The organism is Streptomyces gardneri, from assembly GCF_006539185.1.
In the GTDB taxonomy this organism is placed as follows: Bacteria; Actinomycetota; Actinomycetes; order Streptomycetales; family Streptomycetaceae; genus Streptomyces; species Streptomyces gardneri.
Genome location: NZ_BJMN01000015.1, coordinates 174110 through 198693, shown reverse-complemented (window position 1 = coordinate 198693; position 24584 = coordinate 174110). Strand labels below are relative to the sequence as shown.

General features: G+C 65.5%; 18 protein-coding genes and 3 pseudogenes. 12 read left to right on the top strand and 9 right to left on the bottom strand.

Features of this window, described 5'->3' with window-relative positions:
- Positions 1-29: 29 nt before the first annotated feature.
- A pseudogene (locus SGA01_RS13840) lies at positions 30-206 on the top strand (transposase); the annotation flags it as partial.
- A gap of 20 nt (positions 207-226) precedes the next feature.
- Here SGA01_RS13840 and SGA01_RS13835 read toward each other — a convergent pair.
- Positions 227-535 (bottom strand): hypothetical protein, encoded by a 309-nt coding sequence (locus SGA01_RS13835; RefSeq protein WP_141296798.1) that lies wholly within the window; start codon positions 533-535, stop codon positions 227-229.
- Between the two features lie 427 nt (positions 536-962).
- Here SGA01_RS13835 and SGA01_RS13825 point away from each other — a divergent pair, with 427 nt between their 5' ends.
- The gene (locus tag SGA01_RS13825) at positions 963-1601 is read left to right on the top strand and encodes an SMI1/KNR4 family protein (protein WP_229918558.1); all 639 of its coding nucleotides are present in this window, start codon (positions 963-965) and stop codon (positions 1599-1601) included.
- A gap of 163 nt (positions 1602-1764) precedes the next feature.
- On the opposite strand, the gene SGA01_RS13820 is transcribed toward SGA01_RS13825, so the two are convergent.
- From SGA01_RS13820 to SGA01_RS41025, 4 genes are read right to left on the bottom strand one after another with little or no spacing between them, the layout of a single operon-like run.
- Entirely contained in the window at positions 1765-1998 is a 234-nt protein-coding gene (locus SGA01_RS13820) for a hypothetical protein (protein WP_174867309.1), read from the bottom strand.
- 14 nt (positions 1999-2012) lie between these two features.
- Positions 2013-2147, bottom strand: coding sequence for a hypothetical protein (locus tag SGA01_RS41950; RefSeq protein WP_255325185.1), 135 nt, complete (start codon positions 2145-2147; stop codon positions 2013-2015).
- 52 nt (positions 2148-2199) lie between these two features.
- Positions 2200-2391 carry a hypothetical protein gene (locus SGA01_RS13815; protein WP_141296797.1) on the bottom strand — a complete coding sequence of 64 codons (192 nt, stop codon included), beginning with the start codon at positions 2389-2391 and terminating at the stop codon, positions 2200-2202.
- The gene (locus SGA01_RS41025; RefSeq protein WP_167534088.1) at positions 2388-2537 is read right to left on the bottom strand and encodes a hypothetical protein; all 150 of its coding nucleotides are present in this window, start codon (positions 2535-2537) and stop codon (positions 2388-2390) included. Before SGA01_RS41025 ends, SGA01_RS13815 begins: the two co-directional genes overlap by 4 nt.
- A gap of 209 nt (positions 2538-2746) precedes the next feature.
- Here SGA01_RS41025 and SGA01_RS13810 point away from each other — a divergent pair, with 209 nt between their 5' ends.
- Together SGA01_RS13810 and SGA01_RS13805 are read left to right on the top strand one after the other, a co-directional pair.
- Positions 2747-4108 carry an NsdA family TPR-like regulatory protein gene (locus SGA01_RS13810; RefSeq protein ID WP_141296821.1) on the top strand — a complete coding sequence of 454 codons (1362 nt, stop codon included), beginning with the start codon at positions 2747-2749 and terminating at the stop codon, positions 4106-4108.
- Positions 4105-4995, top strand: a complete 891-nt coding sequence (locus SGA01_RS13805) for a glycosyltransferase family 2 protein (protein WP_174867307.1) — start codon at positions 4105-4107, stop codon at positions 4993-4995. Before SGA01_RS13810 ends, SGA01_RS13805 begins: the two co-directional genes overlap by 4 nt.
- A gap of 950 nt (positions 4996-5945) precedes the next feature.
- On the opposite strand, the gene SGA01_RS13800 is transcribed toward SGA01_RS13805, so the two are convergent.
- From SGA01_RS13800 to SGA01_RS42670, 3 genes and pseudogenes are all read right to left on the bottom strand, one after another.
- Entirely contained in the window at positions 5946-6821 is an 876-nt protein-coding gene (locus tag SGA01_RS13800) for a hypothetical protein (protein ID WP_141296796.1), read from the bottom strand.
- Between the two features lie 566 nt (positions 6822-7387).
- Positions 7388-7606, bottom strand: a pseudogene (locus SGA01_RS13795) (transposase); the annotation flags it as partial.
- Between the two features lie 358 nt (positions 7607-7964).
- Positions 7965-8165: a hypothetical protein gene (locus SGA01_RS42670; RefSeq protein WP_174867305.1), complete on the bottom strand. Its 201-nt coding sequence runs from the start codon at positions 8163-8165 to the stop codon at positions 7965-7967.
- Between the two features lie 513 nt (positions 8166-8678).
- Here SGA01_RS42670 and SGA01_RS13780 point away from each other — a divergent pair.
- The 8 genes and pseudogenes from SGA01_RS13780 (at position 8679) to SGA01_RS13750 (ending at position 22900) form a co-directional block, all read left to right on the top strand.
- Complete coding sequence (locus SGA01_RS13780) at positions 8679-13397, top strand: RHS repeat-associated core domain-containing protein (protein ID WP_141296795.1); 4719 nt, start codon at positions 8679-8681, stop codon at positions 13395-13397.
- Positions 13398-13424: 27 nt separating this feature from the next.
- On the top strand, positions 13425-14105 hold the full coding sequence (locus SGA01_RS13775) for an Lsr2 family DNA-binding protein (RefSeq protein ID WP_141296794.1): 681 nt from the start codon (positions 13425-13427) through the stop codon (positions 14103-14105).
- Positions 14106-14151: 46 nt separating this feature from the next.
- Positions 14152-14241, top strand: a pseudogene (locus SGA01_RS13770) (NUDIX hydrolase); the annotation flags it as partial.
- A gap of 102 nt (positions 14242-14343) precedes the next feature.
- On the top strand, positions 14344-14736 hold the full coding sequence (locus SGA01_RS13765) for a hypothetical protein (protein WP_141296793.1): 393 nt from the start codon (positions 14344-14346) through the stop codon (positions 14734-14736).
- A 611-nt stretch (positions 14737-15347) separates the two neighbouring features.
- Positions 15348-16697, top strand: coding sequence for a toll/interleukin-1 receptor domain-containing protein (locus SGA01_RS13760; RefSeq protein WP_167534087.1), 1350 nt, complete (start codon positions 15348-15350; stop codon positions 16695-16697).
- A 7-nt stretch (positions 16698-16704) separates the two neighbouring features.
- Positions 16705-17712, top strand: coding sequence for an AAA family ATPase (locus SGA01_RS13755; protein WP_141296791.1), 1008 nt, complete (start codon positions 16705-16707; stop codon positions 17710-17712).
- Positions 17713-17777: 65 nt separating this feature from the next.
- Positions 17778-18713 (top strand): hypothetical protein, encoded by a 936-nt coding sequence (locus tag SGA01_RS41020; protein ID WP_167534086.1) that lies wholly within the window; start codon positions 17778-17780, stop codon positions 18711-18713.
- A complete protein-coding gene (locus SGA01_RS13750; RefSeq protein WP_167534085.1) occupies positions 18710-22900 on the top strand; it encodes a tetratricopeptide repeat protein in 4191 nt (1396 codons plus the stop codon). The genes SGA01_RS41020 and SGA01_RS13750 overlap by 4 nt, the downstream gene beginning before the upstream one ends.
- 553 nt (positions 22901-23453) lie before the next feature.
- Here the strand turns inward: SGA01_RS13750 and SGA01_RS13745 are convergent.
- Positions 23454-24284, bottom strand: a complete 831-nt coding sequence (locus SGA01_RS13745; protein WP_141296789.1) for a hypothetical protein — start codon at positions 24282-24284, stop codon at positions 23454-23456.
- Between the last annotated feature and the right edge of the window lie 300 nt (positions 24285-24584).

Below are 24584 nucleotides of genomic sequence, written 5' to 3'. Positions count from 1 at the left end.
CACCGCCGTTTGCGGCTGGTGGCGCGGTCGGCTCCGGCCTCGGCGTCCACCGGTGGGTCGTGGAACGGACGATGGCCTGGCTGCACGGCTTCCGCCGGCTCCGCGTCCGCTGGGAACGATGTGACGACATCCACGAAGCCTTCCTCGGCCTCGCGGCCGGCTTGATCACCCACCGTCACGTCCAACGCCTTTGTGAGGACCTCTAAGCAGGTCAAGTTGGCCTTGATCAGCCGGCCGCAAAGGCGGCCAGCAGGGTGTCCGCCCGGACTTCCAGTTCAGGCGTCAGAGTTCCCTTCACGGCCACCAGGAGCTCGTCGCCGCCGACCGCGCGGGCAAGCCGAACCTCGACCTGTCGATGCTCGCCGGCCAAGGGATACGAGTACCAGCCGTCGGGCCGCTCGTCGTCGGTTGCCTCGACCGCCAGAGCCACCGTCTCCCAGTCGGTGGCATCAAACCCATAGCCCACGTAGAACGACAGCAACTCCAGGAACGACCGCAGGTTGCGCTCCCAGATCCATCCACCGACCTCTGCCATGGCTCCCCCTCCGCGCCCGAAAGGAACAGCCTGTCATGGGCCGATGGTTCAGCGATCACCCTGCTGCAGCAGGAGGGGGAAACGCGACCTCCTCATCGAAAAAGACGCGTGCCAGCAGGCAGTGGTGGAGCCGGCCGAGCATCCGGTTGCAGCAGGTGCGCAGCGCCTGCACGTGCGACCCCTCCCCCTCCCCTCGGCGGCGCCGGTAGTGGGCGTCCGCGCCGGATGAACCGCTGAGGGAAGACAAGCCCACAGGCCCACAGGTGGCCGACGTGGTCGAGCCGGTTGTTCTTCACGAACCGGCGTCTGGCGTCCGTGTACTCGTCGGAGGGCTCAGGCAGGTACGGACGAAACGTGCTCAGCCCTATGTCCAGTAACGCGGAGGCTTGGAGGACTCCGGGATGCCACGGAGTGCGACAATCTGGCCGTGTCTGAGGAGTTGTCGCGCTGGTACCGAGGCCGCCTGGTCGTAGGGCCGTTTATGCCGTTCGAGATCGGTGAAGCCGAAGGTCTCGAACGGGAGATCGGGCTGCCACTGCCGCCTCCCTACCGCTCGTTCCTGGAGGCAGCGGGCGGGCAGAGCCTCGCCTACTCGGTCCGATTGCCGGCTTGCGACCCGGAGCCGTTCCAGAGCTTCGACGATCTCCATCAGCTCGGCCGTGACGACGATGGCGAATACGGCTGGGGCACCTTGCTCGGCGAGTACCGCCGCAGCCGTGATGGATGGCTCGCCCGCGAGGTCTCACTGGCCGGCCTTCTCCCGATCGCCCGCAATGGCGGGAGCGACACCCTGTTCCTGGACCTGAACCCGACCACCCATGGCCAGCTCCATGCCTTCGTGCATGGCATCCCTCACCCGGGATACCTGTCGAAGGGGCTCTTCACCAAAGTCGCTAACGGCTTCGACACCTACCTGGACAGCCTCGTCATCGATCCGGACATCGCTGAAGACACCTGGGCCGATGTCGCCGACAGTGATGCCACCGACCCTTGGCGGCGGACCATCGAAGAATGGCTGGACGAAGAACTCCCGGGCTGGCGGGCCGAGCCGTGGGCAGCGGGCTGAATGCTTTGACCATCCCTGCAGAGGCGGGGAGCAGGCGTTCCAGCTCGCGGGCGAGAGATTCGACCGGGGCGTGCAGTTCGTCCACGGCGTCCAGGACGAGCGAGGCACCGTCCTGGAGGTGCCGGCGAAGGCTGGAGGGCCGGACGCGCTGCCAGGTGGTGCTTCACCTCGTGGTGACGGGTGTGGCGTAGGTCTGCCAGTGGATCAGCTCCCCGTCGCGGTGCAGTCTCAGACGTGGGGGTTCGAGCCGGCCGCGGGCGATGATTTCGTTGATGTCGTCCCAGGACAGCAGCGTGGAGAAGTCGGTGACGGACGTCCATACGCGGTGCTGGCGGCCGAATGCCTCGGCGAGGAAGTCCCCGCCGAGGCTCTCGACCACCTTCGAGAAGGCGGTCACGTTCGAGTCTCCGTTCAGTCGTTGGTGTCGGAGACGCCGGTCGATCCGCCGTCCGACTCCTGCTGCGCGCGGGTACGCGCGGCGGCGATGGCCTCACGGGCGACCAGCAGGCCGTCGGTCTGGGGCGTGCTGGGAGCGTTCTCGTTCATCTCGTGCTCCTTCTTGTTTCTCCCGCCGGGGTTCCGGCGGGAAGTGTGTGGGTCACCTGACGAGCTGGACGTTGTTCGCGGCCGTCGTCCACTCGATGCCGGAGGCGGGGCGGATGTGCACGATGCGCACGGTCCGGGTGCCGGCATGCTCGTGGACGATGGCGGTGAGTTCGCCCTCGCCCCGGGTCGCGATGTCGCGGACGGTCCTGTGCAGCCACGGGTGGTCTTCCTCGTGGGTGTTCACCGTGCGGTCTTCTCGTCGCCCTGCTCGTCGTCGTCGAACCGGGCGAGGAAATTCACGAAGCCGGATTCAGCGCGGGCGACGAGCTCCGCACTGGGGACGCCGTATTCCGGCGGCCCACCGGCCTCAGGGGCAATGGACGTGGTCATCGCGCACTCCTGCGGGTGAAGTCGGTGCAGCGGGCCGTGGTGCGACGGACGGGGCACGGTGCGGCCCGCTGCTTCAGGCAAGCCGTCCGAAGGGTTCTTCAGCCTCCGGGCGGCTGATGAACAGTGAACTGTGCTGCACGGAAAGTGAGTACCGTTGGCATGTCGCGAACTCGTTCAAGCCGTTCAAGATCGCTTGCAGGGAGCAGAAGTTGACGGGGAGCCGCACACCGAACGGCCGGTTAGCGGACGTCATCGCCGAGGCCGGAATCACCTACTACGCGCTGGCCCGCGAAGTCCGCACCGTGGCGGCCGAGGCCGGCGAGAAACTGAACACCGCACCGTCGGCCATCGCCTACTGGGTCGCCGGCGGTACACCATCTGGTCGGACCAGGTTCTATGTCGCCGAGGCTCTCACCAGAAGGATGAAGCGAAAGGTGACGGTTGCCGAGATCGGTCTAGGCTGCGCAGGCATCGGGGAGGCCCTGGGCGCCGATCCGCTGGCCACCGCAGCCGACCTCGGGAGATACACGATGCTCCGACGCAGAGATTTTCTGAGCTCTGCCTTCGCCGCTGCCGCCGTCAGCCTGCCCCTGTCCTACGACCGCGACGCCGTCGCAGCCACACTCAAGGCGGCCCAGCGCGGCGGAGATGTCGGCGCCGAGGAAGTCACGACGGTCCGGCAGCTCACCGAGACGTTCCGGGGCGTGGACGAGAGACTCGGCGGCGGGCACGGCCTGAGCACAGTCACCGCGTACCTGACCGACACGGTGACTCCCATGCTGGCCGCACGGTTCCCGTCGGACGTGGTGCGCAGGGAGGCCTTCGGGGCGGCTGCCCAGTTGGCGACGCTGGTGGGCTGGAAGCACCATGACCTCGGTCAGGAGGGCGCGGCGCAGCAGTACTACCTCCTTGGTTACCAGCTCGCCTGCGAGGCCGACCCGCACGGGCACGCCGCGTGGATGCTGCGGGCCATGACGCACCAGGCGCTCGACCTCGGCCATCCGGACTCCTGCGTGGAGCTCGCGGAGGAGGCACTGCGGCGGGCATCGGGGAAGGTCGACCGGCGGACCGAGGCGCTGCTGCTGGTGACCTGCGCCAGGGCGTATGGGACGAGCGGGGAGAGCGGGAAGGCGGCCCGTGCGCTGCTGGCGGCCGAAGACGCGGTCCTGGACACGCGGGAGCCAGTGCTGTCGTTTGCTGCGGCGTCAGGGCCCGTGGCGGCCACCGTCGCCTCGCACACGGGCAAGACGTTGACCGCGATGCGGGACTATCCAGCGGCTGAACGGCATTACCGGGCCGCGCTGGCGGACCGCACGCCGGGAACCTACCAGCGTGTGCACGGCCTGACCATGGTCAACCTGGGCAAGTCGGTGGCCGCCCAGCACCGTCACGAGGAGGCGGTGGGCCTGTGGAGCCGGTCTCTGGACTTCATGGACGGCGTGGTCTCTGATCGCAACAGGCAGGAGATCACATCCATCCAGTCGCAGGCGGCCAGGTACCGCAAGCGTGGCGTGGTCGGCGCGGCAAGCCTGGGGCAGCGAGCGGCCGAACTACTGCGGGCCCGAGTATGACGGGCGCCGGCGCAGATGCCGTGACGGTGGGCGTGGTGGTGCTGACGATGGGAGACCGGCGCCAGGAACTTCAGGCGCTTGTTGAATCGGTGGCCGCTCAGGAAGGTCCTCCGGCGACGGTCGTGGTGCTGGGCCAGGGCGTGGAACTTCCTCCTCTCCCAGCAGGCGCGGCAGCCGTTGAGCTGCCGGAGAACCTGGGCATTCCCGGTGGCCGGAACGCGGGCGTGCAGTGGCTGCGCGAGCACGGCGGCGTGGACGTGGTCGTGGTCCTGGACGACGACGGGCTGCTGCCCCGGACCGACACCCTGCGGCTGGTCCGGGAAGCCTTCACTGACAACCCTCGCCTGGGAATCGTCAGCTTCCGCATCGTGGACGAGGAAGGGCTCACCCAGCGCAGGCACGTACCCCGCCTGGGCGCATCCGACCCGTTGCAGTCCGGGCCGGTCACCACGTTCCTGGGCGGTGCCCACGCCATCCGCATGCGGGTGATCGAAGAGGTCGGCGAGTTCCCGGCATCGTTCTTCTACGCGCATGAGGAGGCCGATTTCGCGTGGCGCGCCTTGGACGCCGGGTGGGAGATCGACTACCGGGCCGACACGGTACTGCGCCACCCGCGCACCGAGGCAACGCGTCATGCCGTCTACTACCGCAACACAGGCCGCAACCGTGTCTGGCTGGCCAAACGTCACCTGCCCGCCGTCCTGGTGCCCGTGTATCTCGCCTCGTGGGCGGCGTACACGCTGGCGCAAAGGCCTCCGCTGTCCGGGTTGAGGCAGTGGTGGGCCGGATTCTTCGAAGGGGTCCGTGTCCCGTGCCCACCGCGGCGCCCGATCCGGTGGCGGACAGTGTGGCGGATGACCCGGCTGGGCCGCCCACCCATCATCTAAAAAGAGCCCGCACCCACCCGCCCGGAGCCTCTCTGAGACAAGCGCTTCAGCGGTGACCCGCGCCCAGGGTGCCAGGGTTGGCCTTGGCGGATCACCACCTCCGGGCAGGTACCGGCCACATGGCACACGACCAGGCTATGCACTGACATTCTGCATCAGATACCCACCTCAGCCTTAAATTCCAAGACGCCAAGACGCGTCAACGTCTTCGATTGAACGGGAGCGAGCAGAGATCCCGTCGTGATGGGGGCTCCCCCAGGCTTCCCGGGCAGCAGACAGCTCGATAGACCTCGACGAAGTCGACCGGGGCCGGCCCAGACGGCCGGGCTGATCCTCGAGTCGCCCAGGCTGGCGCCTGCGTGCACAGGCTCTTCCCCCACACGCGAGATGGCTCACGACGGGGCTACATCGGGCGAGTGGACCGCGACGCAGCTCCGTTGGAGCCCTTGCCCAGGACGACCAGCCGAGATCGACGCTGAAGCGTGTACCCCGGCCGCATGCTGGTGGGCGCGAGTGATAGTGGAGTCGACCGAGAAACGGAGCGTGCTGGGACGACTCCTGCATGGCCGAAAGCTCGCAGCCGTGTCAGCGCGGAAAGTGCAGTGTGGCGGATCTGGGCGCGATGTGTCCGGGGGCACGTAACATGATGATCTCCTCGCGGCTCCCTCATGACGCACCTTGTGGTGCGGCGGGGATGCATTCCACGAGCGGTTCGAGTGGCTGATCGAAGACGAGACGGTAGTCGCTCCCGGCGGTCCGGCTGATGCCGGTCGTCCGTCGAGCGCGGTGTGTGGACGGACGTGGCTGTAGTAGTTCACAAACTCGGCGAGCGCGACGTGGCGCTCGCTCGGACGTGTAGTCGCGAACATACGGCCACTCGCGGTGAGCATGGGTTGTAGCGCTCGGCCTTCCCGTTCGTGCGAGGCCCAGCGTCGTTGCCGGTTCCGTGGTCATGCAGGCTTGCGGGCTTCCAGGACATCCATGAGGAGCGCGGCATAGTCGCGGACGTCGTCGGCGAAGCCCGGTAGGACGAACAGCGACGCCACGCCCTGTGCGGTCCTGGTGGCACAGGGCTTGCAGTTGCACGGGATGCCCGACCAACTGAACCAAAGGCGCCACAAGGGGTGGTTGAGCGCGCGCTCAATGCCAGCCCAATCGTGGCCGGGACCTCTCCAGGGCTCGCCGGCAAGCTGAGCCTTGCGTCGTGCACTGAGTCGGCCGAACAGGATGACGGAGTGCAGGATACGGAGGACGCGGAAGTAGGCGTCGGCAGCTTGACACAGCTCGTCATCTGTGAGGCCTCGTATTGTGTCGGCGAGGTCCTCGGGCCTCCGAAGGTTGTCCAGTGGCTGCTCGCCCTTAAGCTCGAGGCCCTGCAGTTGTCGAAGCCTCGCCTCAGCGAACGACTCCGGGTGGTCCTCACGAAGGACCGTGGCAAGGGCGTCGATGCCGCCCACATCGTCGGGGTTGATCGTAAGCTGGGTTCGAATCAGGCGGCCTTCGTAGCTGAATCTGTCCTTGTCGAGTCCGGGCATCCATTCGGTCATGGGGTAGCCGTCCTCTTCGCCGAATTCGGCCCAGGAACGGTGGATCAACCAGTTGGCGTTGTGCCCCTGGACCTTGCTCGTTGCGGCTAGATGTGCGGCGAGGTCGAGTCGCTGGTCGAAGGCCCCATCGTGATCACCGCTCTCAAGGCCGTCGATGTCCAGGTGGTTGTCCTCCAGCGCGGCCAGCATCTCGGTGCGCAGGAGTTGGGCTGTCCTGGGCGTGGCGTTGGCGGCCCACCATGGCCAGGCATACATTCGGCGGAAGCTGCCTTGAGTCACGGTGCGGGCAATCTCCTCTGCTCGGTAGATCAGTTCCTCAGAGACCGGGAGGGAGCGGCTGCCCTGTCCCCTGCCGAGGTGCTGACGAGGGCTAGGGGGCAGATACCCCTTGGCTCGCCAGCCTTCCAGACGGGAAACAGTGACCCCATCAACGCCTCGTGCCCGTAGCGCCTCGATCAGTTGTGCGTCGGCGCTGCCCTCGCGTGGCTGCCTATTCCGCACCATCTCGGTTCCTCCTCCGAAGCGCCTGATCCAGCATTGCGTACACGGCGACCGCGGCTCCGATCCCGCTGGCCAGTGCTGGGCTGGCGACGGCAGCTGCGCCCGCTGTCACGGTGCCGCCAACAAGGAGTACGCGCCGGGCGTCAAATCCGTTCCCTCGCGGCGGTCGTTCAGGCATTGAGGGCCTCTCCTGCGACTGCGACATGTCGGATCGTCTCCATCCCTGGGGCGCCATGCGCCCCCGCACGAACTGGCTGGTGTACGACCAGCATGCGGAGTGGCTTCGGCGGCCCCGGAGGCAACTTTCCGGGGTTCTAAGAGCACCGGGGTTCTAAGACCGTGTCCTACGTGGTGAGGTTGCGGAAGCGTTTGTAGCAGCAGAGTGCGGCTGCCAGGCCGAGGAAGGCCAGGTAGTTGCGGGGGTGGCGTTCGTAGCGGTGGTTGAGGCGGCGGTAGCCGGTGAGCCAGGACATGGTCCGTTCGATGACCCAACGGCGTCGGCCGAGCCGTTCGCTGGACTCGATGCCCTTGCGGGCGATGCGGACGCCGATACGTCTTCCGCGAAGCCAACCCATTGATCACTCCGTGGCCGCGTCCGCTTCCCAGTTGCCATCGACGTCGGCCGACGCTCTGCTGCCACCTGCGGGCACAGGTCACGGCGTCAGTAAGCCGGCTGCGGCCCGTGGCCGAGGACACAGCCGCCAACGGCGGGCTCGTGGCCTTCACCGTGCGAGCCCGCAAAGGCTCCTTCAAGCACGACTCCGCCGGCCTACTCCCCCGGCGTCCGCCGCAACGTGATCCAGCGCCGCGACGGAACGGAAGAACGCGCCTACGCCGACAACCAGGGAGGCCCGGGCTCCGGCAAGGAAGGATTCGACGGCGCCGAGTTCAAGGCCATGGTCGACGCGGCCAGCGGCGACGTCACAGCCGCCGTACAGAAGTGGCTCGTCGACAACGAGCTGGCGCGGCCAGGACCTGGGTGGCATGCGCGGCCAGCAGGGCGGCACAGGCCTCGGCCGCGTCGCCGGCGGCAGGCCGGCCGCCGGGGTCCTTCGTGAGAGCACGTTCCACGATCTCCCGCAGGGGTTCGGGAAGACCGCCGAGGTCGGGCTCCTCCACCATGACGCGATACGCAACGACGTCCGGCGCGCCGCTGCCAAGCGGGTGGCGTCCGGTGGCGGCGTAGGCGACGAGGGCGCCCCAGGTGAAGACGTCCCCGCCTGGTCCCGTGGCGCCCGTGCGGTAGTGCTCCGGGCTGATCCACCCGGGGGTTCACGTTCTGCGGCTTCAGGTCCCGGTGCACCACACCGTGCCAGCGCCTTGATATCTACCTGGTCCGCGCACTGCGGTCTGGCATGAGCGGTGTCGTGAGTGGCCGATGGGGGTGCTGGTGGTGACTTGCTGAGCTCCGCAAGGCCCCGTACCTTCTGGGGCCCAGTCGCATGTGCGACGGCGTCCACGGTTGCTGCGCAGGGCCCGTTGGATGCGCAAGCGCGTGACCTGTTGAGTTCGTCAGACCGGGGATGTTTTGCGTCATCCATCCCTACAGGTTGCTATCGCGGATTACACGTCGCGCCGACACCGTGGTAGGACTGTTTGGCTGACTGATCATCATCTGACGGGGGATTTCACGCCATGGCTGTCACGGTGCCGGACTGGGCGGACACCCTGCTGGACCTGGTGGGGGTGAACTGGCCGAACGTCGACGAGGACGCCTATCGCGACATGGCGGACGCGTTGCGGGAGTTCGCGGACGACCTCGCCGACGACGGTCAGCTCGCCAACAACCACATGGAACGTCTGCTGTCGTCGGGTCACGGCGAGGCGATGGACGCACTCAACGAGCACTGGACCAAGGTCAAGGGCAAGCACCTCAAGGACCTGGTGTCCGCGGCACGGACCATCGCGGACGCGCTGGACCTGGCGGCGGGCGCGATCGAGGGCATGAAGTGGAAGGCCGTCGCGGAGCTGGGGATCCTGGCCGGCCAGACCGGTCTCGCCATGGCCCTCATCCCCGTGACGGGCGGTCTGTCCGCCCTGCTCGGCGCCGGTGCGATCGCGTTCACGAAGAAGCAGCTCCTGAAGCTGATCACGAGCGCGATGGAGGAGGCCGTCGGTCACATCGTCTCGGTGATGACCGAGCCGGTCGTGGCCGCGCTGGAGAACATGGCGGCCGACCTGGTCGTGCAGGTGAGCATGGACGCGCTGGGCGTCCAGAACGGTGTGAACCTCGACCAGACAAAGCAGGCCGGCAAGGAGGGCTTCGACGAGGGCGTACAGGGTGCGAAGGAAGGCCTGAACCTCGCCTCCGCCGGAGGCGGCGGAGGTGGCAAGGGCACGGGCTTCCACATCGAGCACGACGAGCACGACCAGGCCGGGACCCGGCTGAACGGTGTCAGCGCCGGCATCCACGGCAAGACCGCCGGGAAACTGAACAAGGCCAAGGGGCACCAGGGCCGCAACAAGGGCCGGGACGACATCGCCAACGCCCTCGACCCGGTCATCGAGAAGGCCATGGGCGCCCTCGTGAAGTCCGCCAAGACCATGGGCGACCACATCGGCGACACGCTCCCCAAGGCCGTCAAGCAGATCTCCAAGGACCACAAGAACAACGACGACGAGACCGCGCTCCGCATCGCCCGCCAGCGCAAGGGCGAGCACGACGACCGGGATCGGGGTAAGAACTCCGGCGATCATGGTGGCAGGGGCAAGGACGCTCACCTGAAGCCTGATTCGCTGAGCGAAGTGAAGTCCGACCCGCGCCGACACGGAATCGAGCTCGGTAAGAAGAAGTGCGCGAACGACCCGGTCGACGTGGCGACGGGTGAGATGACTCTCCCCCAGACCGACTTGTCCCTTCCCGGAGTCCTTCCCCTCGTCCTTCGCCGCACCCATCTGTCCGAGTACCGCTTCGGGCACTTCTTCGGCCGCAGCTGGGCCTCCACCCTCGATGAACGCCTCGAACTGGACGCGCCTGGAGCCGGTGCGATCTGGGCACGCGAGGACGGTTCTACCCTGGTCTATCCCCGTCTCCCTCTCCCGGACGGAACCCCAGTCCTGCCCATCGAGGGTCCCCGGATCGCTCTGGTCCATGGCGGTCAGAGCGAGGACGAGACCACCTACCTCACCACCGACCCTCACACCGGGCTGACCCGCTCCTTCACCGGCAGCCCCTACCGCGCCTCTCCCGCTTACTGGCTGACCAGGCTGACCGACAGAAACCACAATCGGATCACCGTTTCCCGGTGCCCAGACGGAACCCCCACCGTGGTCACCCACAACGGCGGCTACACCGTCCAGCTCACGGCTGAAGACACGCGTATCCGCGAACTCTCCCTGCGCACCGCCGAAGGCCCGGTCACCGTCCTGGGATACGGATACGACGGCCTGGGCAACCTCACCGAGGTCACCAACTCCTCGGGCCTGCCCATGCGATTCACCTACAGCCCGGAAGGCCGGATCACCTCCTGGACCGACCGGAACGACTCGACGTTCCGGTATGTCTACGACGCCGAGGGCCGCGTGATCTCTACCGTCGGCCCCGACGGCTATCTGTCGTCGACGTTCGCGTATGGTGTCCACCCGGAAACCGGCGACCAGGTGACCCGGTACACCAACTCGCAGAGCGCGACAACCACGTACGTCGTCAACGGTCTTCTCCAGATCACAGCCGAGATCGATCCTCTGGGGCACGCCACACGTTTCGAGTTCGATGCCCACGACCATCTGCTGGTCCAGACCGACGCGCTGGGGCGCGCGACCTGCTTCGAGCGTGATGAGCACGGCAATCTCGTCGGGCTTGTCGCGCCGGACGGCGTGCGGACCACAGCCAGCTACAGCGAGCTGCATCAGCCTGAGGTGATCACTGAGCGTGCCGGGATTTCCCGCTCCTACGGCTACGACGAGCGGGGCAACCTCACCGTGTCTGTGGACCCGGCAGGCGCCCGCACGGAGTACGCGTTCACCTCCGGTGGGCACCTGTGTCTCGTGCGGGATGCGGTGGGAGCCTCCACACACATCACGACCAATGCCGCCGGACTGCGCCTACAGCTCACCCGGCCCGATGGGTCGACCGCTTCGTGCCTACGCGATGCCTTCGGACGTGTCGTCGAGGTTGTCGACGCCGCGGGCGGGGTCGTCCGGCAGGGCTGGAGCGTGGAGGGCAAGCTCACCTGGCGTGAACTGCCGGACGGCAGTCGCGAGGAATGGACGTGGGACGGCGAGGGCAACCTGGTCTCGCACACTGACCGGATGGGTCGGACCTCCACGCACTCCTGCGGCCCTTTCGACCTGCTGCTCGGTACGCAGACGGGCGAGGACAGCAGTTATCGCTTCACCCACGACACAGAGCTGCGGCTGACTGCGGTCACCAACGCCGACGGTCTGGTGTGGGAGTACAGCTATGACGCTGCCGGCAGGCTCGTGGCCGAGAAGGATTTCGACGGCCGCATGCTGACGTACGAGCGCGACCCCTGTGGACGCCTCATCCGGCGGACCAACGCCGCGGGCCAGAGCCTCAGCTTCGACCGCGACGTGCTGGGGCGCGTCACCCGCATCCAGCACGGCGACGGTTCGGCCTCGCACTTCGACCACGACGAGAGCGGCCACGTCGCACAGATCGTGAACGCGCACTCTCGCATCCTGTTGGAGAGAGATCCTCTGGGACGCGTCGTCTCAGAGACGGTCAACGGCGCCACTCTGTCCTTTGCCTACGATGCCCTCGGTCGCCGCGTGGCCAGGCGCACACCTTCCGGTGCTGAGAGCCGCATGGAGTACGCGCCGGGCGGCCTCGCCTCCTACACGGCCGGGGACCATGTCTTCCGGTTCGAACGCGACGCACTCGGACGCGAGACCGCGCGGTTCGTCGACGATGCCCTGGAAATGCGGCAGGACTGGGATCCGGTCGGCCGGGTCACCCACACGGCATGGGAAAGCGACCGGTCGCCTCTGCTGCGCAGAAGCTACACCTACCAGGCCGACGGCATGCCGACCAGCGTCGAGGACAGCCTGGCGGGGCGCCGCACCTTCGCGCTGGATGACGCCAGTCGCGTGTGTGAGGTTCAGGCCCGCGGCTGGACGGAGCAGTACGCCTACAACGCTGCCGGCGACCAGAGCCGCACCGCTCTGTGTGACCAGGCACCGGGTCAGGCGGCCGCAGGCGACCGGCACTACGAAGGGGCGCGTCTGACTCGCGCAGGACGCACGCGCTACAGCTACGACGCGCAGGGCCGTCTCACCCTCCGGCGTACGAAGACGCTCAGTGGAGCAACGCTGACCTGGCATTTCCAGTGGGATGCGGAAGACCGCCTCATCCAGGTGCAGACACCCGAAGGGGACCGCTGGCGCTACCTCTACGACGCTCTCGGGCGCCGCCTGTCAAAGCAGCGCCTCGGCCGGAACGACGAGGAGGTCACACAGACCACGACGTTCTGCTGGGATGGCGCGCAGCTGGCCGAGCAGCGGGGTGAGGACGCGACCCTGGTATGGGACTACGCCGGAGCACGACCGCTTTGCCAGCGTGAGACGAAGACCGACGGCACACAGCGGGACGTCGACCGTCGATTCTTCGCGATGGTCACCGATCTCGTCGGCAGTCCCACCGAGCTGGTGTCGCTCGACGGGTCTTTGGCCTGGCGTGCCCGTAGTACCGCCTGGGGAGCCACCCAGTGGAACACCAACAGCAGCGCATATACCCCGCTGCGGTACCCGGGCCAGTATTTCGATCCCGAGACAGGTCTGCACTACAACTTCAACCGCTACTACGACCCCGAGGTGGGCAGGTACCTGTCGCCTGACCCTCTGGGTATCGCTCCGTCGATCAACCCTTACTCCTACGTAGTGAACCCGTTCGTGCTGTCGGACCCTTTGGGCCTGGCAGCCTGCGAGCCGGATCCCACGTGGGGAGGCCAGGTCAGGTGGGTTCGCGACCAGCACGGGCGTCCCTTCGAGATGCACGCGGTGATCACACGCAACATGCTCGACGAGGGCACGTCTGCCCGGAACTCGATCATCCCTCCGGGGTATCAGTCGGACAAGGGACAGGCCCGCGGGCACATGCTGGCGCGGCAGCTCGGCGGGTCCGGCGACATCGACGACAACCTGTTCACGATCTCTCAGAACCCGGCGAACACGCCGCGAATGAGCATGTTCGAGCAGCGTGTGTACGACGCTGTCTACGACCACGACGTCGTCCAGTACAGCGTGTACCTGGAGTACGCAGACGACGATCCCGACTCACCTCCCGAGACCATCCAGCTCGAGGCATTCGGAACGAAGAAGGGCCGCGACGGAAAACTCCTGTTCGACGAGGGAAAATTCATCGACAACCCCGCCCACCTTGAGCCCCGCCCCTGACACCGTCCTTAGCCGCCGAGGAATCCCATGACCGCTCTCACCGCGCTGACCGCACTGTGCCCGCCTCCTGCCGTCGTTCCCTCCGCTCCCGACTGGCTGCAGGTAGAAGAAACACTGGGCACAGGCCTGCCCCAGGACTACAAGGAGCTCATCACCACATACGGACCGGGCCAGTTCTGCGGATTCATCACCCTCTACCAGCCGCATGCCCCCAGCGAATGGGCCGATCTGACCGGGCCCATGCCGGCGCGTCTGCGTGGGCAGATCGAGGAGGTCCGGCAGGCCGCCCGGCACCCCTGGCCACTGCCGTACTCCCCCGAGAACCTTTTCGCCATGGGAGTCACCGGTAATGGGGACTACCTCTTCTGGGTCACCCAGCCCGCCAGTGCCCCAGACGAGTGGACCGTCGCCGTCAACGAGGCTCTGCGCGCCCCCTGGTTCACCTACAACGGCTCCTTGACCGAGTTCCTCGTCAGCGTGCTCCGTGGGACCACCAGCGTCCCCTTTTTCCCCAAAGATCTCCTCGAGCACGCTCCCGCGTTCACCCCGTCGACTCTCCAAAGCAGCACACCGGCCACAGCCGCCCAAACGTCTGTCAGCACCCGCACCATCCGCGACTGGGCCACTGCCAACGGATACGACCTGCCCGAACGCGGACGTATCCCGATCGACATCATCGAGGCGTGGAAGCAGGACAATCCCAGCTGACACACGCCAGCCGCCCACCCTTGCCGTGTGGATCTCGCGGGCCGAGGTACGGGTCATGATTGACCGCCGCGAGATCGCCAGCAGCGGCACCCTCGTCGGGCTGCCCTACGTACTCATCGACGAGGCGATCCGCTGACCTGACGCGGACTGGTCGTGTGGTGCACGGCCGGTCCCGTGCACGTGCGAAGAACACAGGACCGGCTCACGATGCGCACCCGTCCTGTCCAGGGTGCCGTCCATGACCGCACAAACGCTGTGGCCTTGCCACCTCCCGGGCGCGCCACTGCACGGCAGCCGACGGCCATCCTGCCGCTGTCTGGCGGAGCGCACGATCGACGACTGGCTCAGCCTCCATTGTGTCGAGCATCAGATTGAACCGGTCTGCCCTGCTCATCCAGAACTCAACGCTCACGGCCGCCTCCGGGCCGACTGGCAGCTTGCCGACGGCACGTACGTCGAGTACGCAGGCCGGACGAACGACGACTACGTCGCGAAGATCCGGACCAAGCAACAGCTCGCCCTGCGCACCGGAATCAAGCTGGTCGTCATCACTCCCCCGGATCTGGCGGACCTCTCCGAGCTGCTCGGCTCGGCACATGTTCCCAGCGCCGGCGGCACCACGTCGCTCTAGATCCGGGTCGTGAAAGCTCACTCGAAGCAGAGGGCACGACAAGCAGTGGCTGAGGGCACTCCAGCGCCTTGCGCTCAAGCTGCAGTCGGGCGGGGAAGCACAGGGAGCTGGGCGGGAAACGCAGCGGACGATTCGGGGAGCGGAGCATCAGAGGCTATCCATGCCTTCTCGTTTCGGCAGGCGGCGTCACTGACGGAGGCACGCTACGGGGCACGTAATCGATTGCCTGCGGGAGGTCCTCGATGGTGGGTTCGGGCAGACGGCCAGCGCGGCGGACGCCAGCAGGCCTCCCAGCTCTCGCCACATCCCGCACCGAACCCGTCTCGACCGCGATCGCTGCTACCCGCCGCGCCCTCCCCCGTGCTGCCCGTGGGGACACGCCTGGCAGTCACGCAGACCTCCAGCCGGGTGGGTGTCTGCTCTGGAACCTCCTCATGGTCTGGCGAATGGCGCCAGGCGCCGACTCACGGGCGAAGGAGACAGCTACCGGCTGCTGTGGTGAGGGGCTTATCCCGTCGTGCCTCGAGTGCTGCAATCTTTCGCAACCGCCTGCAGGAGGATGCGGAGGTCCAGCACAATCAGGCACGAGGAACGCGCAGGGGGGTGGGCGCGTGTGGGGAGCGTCGGCAGCGAGGGCGGGCAGCAAGCTGAAGATTTTCGTCAGCCACGGAAGCGGCAAGGATGCAGAGGTTGTAGAAGCCCTCTCTGTGATCAAACCTGAGTTATCCGAGCGCGGCTACGACGTCTTCGTTGATGTTGAGAGGCTGCGCGTAGGAGAGGCTTGGAGCCCTTCCCTGTACGAAGAGATGTATCTGTGTGACGCTGCGATCGTCCTGCTGGGCCCTAAGACGATCGAAGGTTCGGACTGGGTACGGCGTGAATCTGATGTGCTCATGTCTCGGCATTTCGTCCGAAGTTTACGGACTGTCCTTCCGTGCTTTCTGGGAACCCAAGACACTAGCCTGGCCCGCAAGAGGGGGTTCGGGGCACTTTTAACCTTGCAGGCGGAACTCGGCCAGAGAGAGAAGAGGCCCCTACCGGTCGGTCAGTTGACGCAGCTCATCATTAATTGGATCTTGGACGAGTTCGCTCCTGTCGCCGGACCGCCTGGTGATGGCGCGTTTCACGCATGGACCAAGCGCATTGCCGCATTTCTACGAGTGGCGCGAGAATGTGACCCATCGTCTCTCGAAGATGCCGCAATAGCGTTGTGCTGCTCAAAGTATGACCGGATGCATATGCGGGCTAGCATCGGCGCGGAGCTCTTTCTCACCCACATGCTCTTTCGGGCCGGCGAGCAGGTGAGAGAGAACGGCAATACCGAATTACCGGCATCAATCGCTGCGCTCCGTCCCAGTCTCGGAGCAGGGCAGCTGAGCCATGTAGTCGCGGAGTTGCTGCCTTCCTGGGCAGATCCTGATGTCGCGTCTAATTTTGCGCCACCCCACCCTCCTGAGGAGGGGCATGCGCCGTGTCTCATCTTGCTGCGTGCGTATGGAAACTGGGCAGCCGAGCAGCATATTGCCCGGGCACTCTGCAACGAACCGGGGTCCTTTTCTCACCGTTCATTAGCAGCGCATGGCGATATTCCACTCGACGAGAGCAGTCCTTACGAGGAGTTGATGGATAGTTGCGTGTCCGCGTTGCAAGAGGTTTTCGAAATGCCTCCTGAAATGGGCCTCCTGCCTGGCATGGTCGGACCTCGAAGGCGACGCGACTATCTCATCATTAACGCGCGCGGCCACGATTTCGAAGATATTGCTCACGTGGTGAATGAGTTGCATGATAAATACTCGTGGCTTGTCATCATCGTGGTGTGTCCGGACGCCTTACCAGAAGAGAAGATCCTCGAAGACTTGAATTTGTCGCACGCTACTTTGCTGGCAATTTCCGCGCAACTCGAGAGGGACGCGTTCTCTTTCAAGCAGACTTTGCACAGCGTCATGGGTATGGCTAGTTGAATTCACGATGAAGGAAGAGCTCACCATGGATGATGCCAGCGCTACGGGCGTTGGACCCGATCGTGATGACGGCATGGTGTATGTCATGCCAGACGATTTGGATTTGGCGATCAAGGTCGCACTCGCAGCTGGCAGACCTTTGCTTTTGCGAGGGAAGCCTGGTTCAGGGAAAAGCTCCATGGCTCCCTTCGTGGCGAAGGAGCGCAATTGGCGCTACTACAAGTTCGTTGTGACGTCTCAGACGCGAGCCCGTGATCTTCAGTGGTCGTTTGACGGCGTACGCCGTCTCGCTGACGCACAGGGGCGGGGATTTCGCGCGCCTAAGCTGCATGAGCCGGACATCTATGTCGAACCGGGCCCTTTGTGGTGGGCGTTCGCCCCTCGGGCGGCAGCGGAGCATGTTCGGCGTAGCGCGCGAGCTCGATTCCCGTCGGCGGAGGGGTATGTGCACCCGGAGGAGGTGAGGAACAAAGCGCGCGACATTGGGCATTCAGTCGTACTGATCGATGAGATCGACAAGGCGGATCCAGACGTTCCCAATGGGTTGCTGGTGCCTCTGGCTTCCCAGGACTTTACTGTGGCGGAGTCTGGGAAACGGGTCACGGTGGAAGCGGATCCCGAGGCGATGCCGGGGCGCCCGTTCCATCAGCACCTGGTGGTCATCACGACGAATGAGGAGAGGGAGTTACCTCAGGCGTTTCTTCGTCGTTGTGTGATTGCTGAGCTGACGCCACCCTCTTCTGTGGAGCAGCTGGTGCGGATCGCGGAGGAGCATTTGAAGGTCAGGGTGGGGAAGAATCTTTCCTCTGCGGATATGGAGCTGGCTGAGGCGCTTGCGTGTGAGCTGGAGACGGTGAGGGAGTCAGCTCGGCGTCAGGGGGTTCGAGAGCCTAGTACTGCGGAATACTTGGATGCTCTCTGGGCGTGTCGGGAGCTGAAGATCAAGGTCGGGGAAGGGCAGTGGGACGCTGTTCGTAAGTTGACCTTGGTAAAGCCACAGCACTTGCGGGGGTGATTCTGCAGATGGTTCCCATCAGGTTTGGCCAGGATGGGCCGCGAGGTGAGAATTGGATTGCCGACATGGCCAGAGTGGTGGCGTCCATCGGCGTGGATCCTTCCGACCATGAAATGCTGAGTCGTATTGCGTCGTTGCTGGGCATGTCGCGGGAGGCAACGGCTGCCCGCTTGCTTCCCGGTGAGGAGCCTGCACGGCTTGCTTCCAGTGCTCCTGCAGGTCGCTTCCCGGTGCCGGAGGAGGAGCCTGCGAGATCTGCTCTTCCTGAGACAGGACGGCATCTTCAGGTTCCTGAGGAGGCATTGCAGGTACTCAGTCCGATCAGCACCGGAATGGCGGCAGCGGAGCGTAGTTGGACGGAGCCGGCGCTCGCTGAACAGCCACGCCATGCGCCTCAACAGGATGCTCCGCACCAGACACTGCTGCCGCCGAGTTCGGAAGCGGCAACACTGCATCTGTTGTTGTCGCGCGTTGTTCCCGAGGGCCCTGTCGATGTTGGTCTGTTGCTTGAACGAGTGTGCCGGGGTGATGTGCTGTCACAGTTGCCGCGTGAACCTGTGCGGACGCTTCGGTTCGGGGTACAGGTTCTCGTGGATCTCGGAATGGGCATGCAGCCGTTCTATCGTGACCAGTCTGAACTGGTCACAAGAATTGGCTCGTTGGCCGGCAGGCACAGTCGTGATGTGAAGTACTTTTCCGGTACGCCGTTGCACCGGAGCGGTCCTGGAGCTGGGTGGACTTGGAGGGCCTATGAACCCCCGCCGCCAGGTGCGCGTGTGCTCATTCTGAGTGACTTCGGACTGAATGAAGGCGGCATGGCATCTGAGCACGAGGATGACTGGTGTGAAGTGGTGCGGCTGATCCGGCGGGCGGGGTGCAGGCCCTTGGCCCTCGTTCCTGCGCCTTCCGCGCAATGGCCCCTGTGGCTGGTTGCCTTGATGCCTGTGCTTGCGTGGGACCGCTGCACGACTACAGCTCATGTTTACGCGGCGCTGTCATGAACGATCTGGGTGTAGACGGGCCGCAGCGGGCTCCTGCTCTGGACAGCTTACCGGAGGCTGTCAGGTTGCTGGCCGTGGCTTTGAGCACTGCTACGCGAATCGAGCCGGCCCTCTTGCGAGCCATCAGGGTCGAGGTGCGTCCAGAGCTGAGCGTGGCTGCGGAGTCGGGTTTATGGTTCGGCTCGTGGTCCGTGCGCAGCAGTGGTCGGTACATGGCGTTGCATCGGGAGCTTCTTTCTCCGCTTCGGGAGTTGTTGTGTGAGGAGCTGTCTCAAAGTCAGGAGGATGCTCCGTTACGCGAGGCAGGTCAGGTTATTTTTCGCATCCACGAGCATTTATCTCCGGCTTTGGCGCTAGAGGAGCGGGTGACGTGGGCGGCTGTGTGCGCTGATGCAGGTTTGGGGCTGCAGGAGGCGGACGCGGACATCGACCGGCTTTTGGAGAGGGCGCTGCGTGCCGCGGTCCAAGTGCCGGGGCGTCAGGAGAGGTTGCGGCGCTGGTTTGCCGGTGCTTGGCAGCGGTTCCCGGAACGGGTTCGGCAGACGCCGACGGCGCTGGAGTTGTTCGGCATCTTGGGGGTCGATGAGTTTGCGGGGGGTCGAACTGGCGGGAGTGTAGGGCAGGGGGCGCATCTGGACGGGGTCGACGATGTCATCGTCGCGGTGCGGCACGACGGCCCGCGGCTGACGATTGGTGATCCGGTGTGGCCGGCTGAGGGTGTTCTCGTGCCGGACACTCAGCCGCGTGTGCTGGAGGTTGCCGATAGCGCAGACGGGTGGGAGCGGGCGCAGAAGGTGCGGGTTCCTCGTGGGGGGCAGTTGTCTCTGTTGGTCTCTCACGTACCTGTCTATGTGCGGACTGCCCGAGGCGTGGTGTACGAGGTGGGAGCGCGTGGGGCGTCCGATGTTCTGGCGTATCCGGCTCGCAGTTCTGGGAGTGCCCATCGTGGTCTGTTGGGGACCCGCGTGACGGAGCTTACTGAGGGTGACGCACTGCGGTTCGGGATTGCGGCGCGGATGATCACCCCAGTGGCGGAAGCTGCGGTGGGCCACTCGCCGGATCGATGGGTTTTGACCGATCTTGTTCCCCGCATGGCGCGTGCCAGTGATCTGCCGTTGCCGTTGTTTTTGCGGGAGGCCGCGGAGGAGAGTCAGCTCGTGGTGGTGTCGGGTCGGCCTTCCAGTGGGCGGACTCGGGCGGCTTGGGAGGCTGTCAGGACGGCGTTGGAGGATTGGTGGGTGTGGAGCCCCCCTCTGATTGACCGGTCTCAGGCGCTGATGGATGCCGTGCGGGACGACCGTCTTGGTTCTCACACGGTGTTGTGGCTCGACGATCTCGATGTGTCTCTGCGAGGGGCCGACGGCGAGAGCTTGGCACGTGCGCTGTCGAAGGTGCTCGACGATCCGGCTTTGGCACCGATGCTGTTGGTGGCGACTGGTGAGCCGCTGTCTGCGATGCGCAGTGGCTTGGGGCTGGCAGCGCGGGCGCTAGTTGGTCGGGCATCTTTCGTGCAGGCCGCTACGGGCAAGCAGGGCAGCGCCTTGCCGGCTGCCGATGCGGTGTCACTGGCGTGTGATCGGACCATTGCCAGGGTCGTGGCTGCGGAGCCTCGCCACAAGGTCAGCGCGCGTGGTCGGCTTCCTGCTGGAGCGGCGGTGTTTGTTGGCCGGTCACAGGCCCTGCAGCGTTTGTACTCGTTGTGGGCGGATTCGAAGCGGGGCCGGGGTCAGGTATCGGTGCTGACCGGGATGGGCGGGGTGGGTAAGTCGGCGTTGGCTGTTGAGGCTGTGCACCGTGCGACCGATCTGGGTTGGTTTCCGGGTGGGGTGTTATGGCTCAGTCTTCGTGGACAGCCGTTCACTGCCCTCGACTTGTTGCGGGCGTTGGGAGTTTCTACGCGTGCCTTGCCACCGGATGAGGGCGAGCGTTGGGTGTTGTGCTCAGCGCTGATGCATCAGGTGACCGGGGCGGGGCGCCAGCCGGTCCTGCTGGTACTGGACGACGTTTCGTCGGCAAGCGATGCGCCGCTGGCGAGCCTGGCCCCGGGCCTGTCTGTCTTGATCACTACGCGGTCGCAGGGCCCCCGTGAGGCGGATCAGATCGTGGTGGATCCCATGACCTCGGCCGAGGCAGTCCAGCTGCTGCGCCAGGCTGTGTCTGCTGCAGCCGTGGCGGACGGGCCGCTGGAGGAGGATGCCTCCGCGACTGCAGCTTTGAGCGAGATGTGTGGCCGGCTTCCGCTGGCGCTGACCATTGCTGCTGGTCTCCTCGCAGGGGATCGGTCCTTGACGGTGTCGTCTCTGCTTCACAGGCTGACAGGGGCGGCTGTGCGCGTGGACGTCCTGGGCGGCGCGGCTGGTTCCGTGCGCCTCGCGCTTGACTGGGCATATGGACAGCTCACGCCTGCCCAAGCGAGGGCGTTTCGTCTTCTTGGGCTGATGCCGGGTGGGGACTTCTCCGATAGTGCCGTCCTCGTGCTCATCGGTGCTTCGCCAGATCGTCTTGTCAGCAGGTTCAAGAGGCTGCACCTGCTCCAGCCGTCGCCCCACGGCAGTGGAAGGTGGCGCATGCACGACCTGGTGAAGCAGTACGCATCGGACCTTGGCCGGCTGCACGCTGACGAGGACGAGCGGCCTCAGGCTCTCCTACGGCTGATGGGGTACTACGAGCAGTACGCGCGGGAGGCGGACGCGTGGGCAAGGGGTGAGCAACCACAGCGAGGCATCGTCTTCTCATCACCTGCGCAGGCCATGGGTTGGCTGGAGGATGAGCGGGAGAACCTTGTCGAGGCGGTGGCCTTGTGCCTGCGTGAGGGGTTGCCCCAGAAGGGTGCGGCTATCGCGTTGGCTCTTGCGGAGTTCCTGACACAGACGCGGCAGTTCGATGACTTGCTTCGCGTCATGAGCGCGGTGCTTGATTCTCCCGCTGCCGACGATGCTGACGAGTACACCCGGACCGCTGTTCTCAACAATTTCGCTGTCGCGATGGCCACGACTGGAGACTTCGACACGGCCATGGAGGCTCTGCAGGACGCAGCGCGGCTGGGCAACATGGCAGACCAGTCGGCGGCCTACGCGCTGATGCTGAGCAATCTCGGTGCCACGCTCCTGCTCGGGCGGAGGCTTGACGAGGCGGTGCGGGTGTTGCAACAGGCGTCAGTCCGGTACTCGGAAATCGGTGATCGTGCTGCGCTGTCGCAGGTCCTCAGCAATCTGGGCATTGCCCTGCTTGATCTCGGCCATGTGGAGGAGGCCCTGGAGGAACTAGAACGGGCGCTGACACTTTCCACTCATGCGAGCGGATCGCTGCATGACCAAGCCGTTCTGCTCACGACTCTCGGAACGGCACAGCTGCGCAATGAGCGGCGTGAGGAAGGAATGAGCACCCTGGCACTTGCAGCGATGCGAGCTGGTCAGATGGGCGAGGCGCCGGGGCAGGGAACCGTGCTGGAGAGCCTGGGGCGGGCGATGCTCGAGGTCCAGCAGTACGACGAGGCAATCGGTCTGTTCATGAGAGCCGTGCATGTGTTCCGCAAGGTCGGCGACGTGCACAGTGAGGCGCGTTCCTGCAACAACCTCGGGCTTGCCTTGTTGGAAGTCAATCAGGACAGCCAGGGACTCCTGGAGCTCGAGCATGCCCGGGAGAGGTACATGGTCATCGGCGACCAGCTCTCGGCAGCCCAGTGTCTGAACAATGTGGGCAACGCATTGCGGCGCCTGGGGCGGCATGATGAGGCGGTCCAGTCGCTTGTCCAGGCGGTCGAAGAGCTGCGCCTTGCTTCTGACGAACGTGTGCTGGCAGAGGCTCTGCTCAACCTGGGCCTGTCTTACGTCGAGCAGGGGGAAGAGGAGAGGGCATACATGGCGCTGTCCGAGAGTGCTGCGGTGCACACCTCGCTCGGGGACATCACGGCCAGGGCTCGAGCTTTGCACGCGCTCGGGCGCTCGGCGCATCGAGCCGATGACGAACTGGCCGTCGAGCACCTGAGGGCGGCCACGGAGGCGTTCCGGCAAGGGCGTGACGACTCAGGGCTCTTCGACTCCCTGCTGCTGCTGAGCGACCGTCTCAGCGCGGCCGGCCAGCATGGTGAAGCGCATGCCGCATTCCAGGAGGCACTGCGACTTGAGCCGTCTATCCGTAAGAACCCCGACGCACATGGCCAGGGGCATGCAGACGACGTCTCTTGACTCAGCGACTCCGGGAGGGGCTCGGACCGTAGGTGACGAAGGTGACCAGGCTATCCGGGCTCACCTGAACGACTGAGCCGTGGAGTGAAGCTCTTCTGAGGTCATCGCCGTGATCGTGCGCGTAGGAGCGCTGTCTGGCGTCGTGGGCCCAGCTGATCAGGTCCCGTCGAAATGCCCCGTCTCGACGGGCACGGCTCTCCAGTGCCTCAATGAGGGCTTCCGCCCGGGCAGCGCTGGTCGGAGAAGCCTCGAACTCGAGCAGTTCACGTTGCGCTGCAGGCATGAGGCGGGTGGGGTCCGCGTCTCCCCCGGCCACGAGCTCGGCGAGCCGGGCCCACGTCTCTCGCTCTTGTTCGCCCGCCGCTCCGTGAACGACCCCTAGAGCCACCCTGACCATCAGAGCCGGCGAAAGCACCTCATCCATGCACTCAATCCCCCCTCGTCGCAGATCATGACTCATGACCCAAGTGTGGCCGAACACACCCAAGACGGCCTCATATCTGCTGCCGGGTTTCTACCCAGCAGCAAACAAAGTTAGGCATACCTAAGTTCTTCATCGCTGCGGTGCAGCGCCCACCTGCGGCGGTCCCGACTGAGCCGCGACTGGGGCAACCGCAGGAGTCGTGGCCAGGGGATCCACTCCGGGGGGAGCCACAGGGCCGGCACCCGCTCGCAGCCGCTCGAAGACGAGATCGAAGGTGAAGCCTGCACTGAACCCGAGCGGGATGGTGAAAAACAGAAGGCGCCGGACGTCAAGCGTGTCGAGCAACGCGGGAACGGTGAGCAGCTGGGAGGCGCAATACAGGAGCACTGACACAAGACCCGCCCCCAGCCCGCGGACCGCTGCCCGAAGCGGGCTGGAGCCCGTCTCGAAGGAGTGCCGGATCAGCGCACCGGCAGTCGCGGCAACGAGAGGGGCAAGGAGGAGCATCGTCAGGCTCTTCGCCGAAGCAGGCCCGGCACCTGGCGCGAAAACGATCGCAGCGATGGCCAGCAACATGCACAGGACAGAGAGAGCCAGGCTGGCGCTCGCACGGAGTGCTCCGAACCGTCCGGCCCTGCGCGCTTCCGCCTCGGCAGACAATCGTTGGGTGCGCTGACGCAGCAGGCAGGCCACAAGGCGTGAGGCCGCATCGGGCTGCCAGTCATCGCCCATCAGGGCAATGTCTGCGTCGCCGGCCCCATTGCGTGTCTTGTCAAGGTTGACCCAGACCTGACTTGCGCCACCTCCGAAGGCAGCCACAGGCAGCACAGGAACGCCCTGCGACAGAGCCACGATCCCCGCAACGCGTGTCGACTGCCCTCCGCCGACCATGAGCACTCCGTCGGAGTTCAGCAGAGTGCGGTAGTACGAGACCTCCCACTCTCCGCTGGTGTCTCTCACGGTCTGCATCGTCACAGCACTGTCAGGCGGAAGAGCAAAGTCCACAGTCCTGTGGCGGGGTGGATAGGCGAAGACGGTCCCTGGGCTCTCGGCCGTCCCGGCCGCCGCATAGCCCTGGACCACATCCGCCTCGATATACGTGTTCTTGCTAGAGAAGACGGCCAAATCACATCCCGCACGAAGTAACTCAGCTCCAAGCGACCGGCACGCCTCTCGGGCTGTGTCAGTGGCTTTCAACGGTGGGTTGTAGTCCCGGCTGCTGTCCACACTGCCGACTACCGCGATCAAGGGACGCGAACG

Bases quoted from the DNA above. Each gene is read 5' to 3' on its own strand.
- SGA01_RS13755 (WP_141296791.1), top strand. From the start codon at position 16,705: ATGAAGGAAGAGCTCACCATGGATGATGCCAGCGCTACGGGCGTTGGA.
- SGA01_RS13750 (WP_167534085.1), top strand. From the start codon at position 18,710: ATGAACGATCTGGGTGTAGACGGGCCGCAGCGGGCTCCTGCTCTGGAC.
- SGA01_RS13805 (WP_174867307.1), top strand. From the start codon at position 4,105: ATGACGGGCGCCGGCGCAGATGCCGTGACGGTGGGCGTGGTGGTGCTG.
- SGA01_RS41025 (WP_167534088.1), bottom strand. From the start codon at position 2,537: ATGACCACGTCCATTGCCCCTGAGGCCGGTGGGCCGCCGGAATACGGC.
- SGA01_RS13765 (WP_141296793.1), top strand. From the start codon at position 14,344: ATGACCGCACAAACGCTGTGGCCTTGCCACCTCCCGGGCGCGCCACTG.
- SGA01_RS13775 (WP_141296794.1), top strand. From the start codon at position 13,425: ATGACCGCTCTCACCGCGCTGACCGCACTGTGCCCGCCTCCTGCCGTC.
- SGA01_RS41020 (WP_167534086.1), top strand. From the start codon at position 17,778: ATGGCCAGAGTGGTGGCGTCCATCGGCGTGGATCCTTCCGACCATGAA.
- SGA01_RS42670 (WP_174867305.1), bottom strand. From the start codon at position 8,165: ATGGTGGAGGAGCCCGACCTCGGCGGTCTTCCCGAACCCCTGCGGGAG.
- SGA01_RS13780 (WP_141296795.1), top strand. From the start codon at position 8,679: ATGGCTGTCACGGTGCCGGACTGGGCGGACACCCTGCTGGACCTGGTG.
- SGA01_RS41950 (WP_255325185.1), bottom strand. From the start codon at position 2,147: ATGAACGAGAACGCTCCCAGCACGCCCCAGACCGACGGCCTGCTGGTC.
- SGA01_RS13835 (WP_141296798.1), bottom strand. From the start codon at position 535: ATGGCAGAGGTCGGTGGATGGATCTGGGAGCGCAACCTGCGGTCGTTC.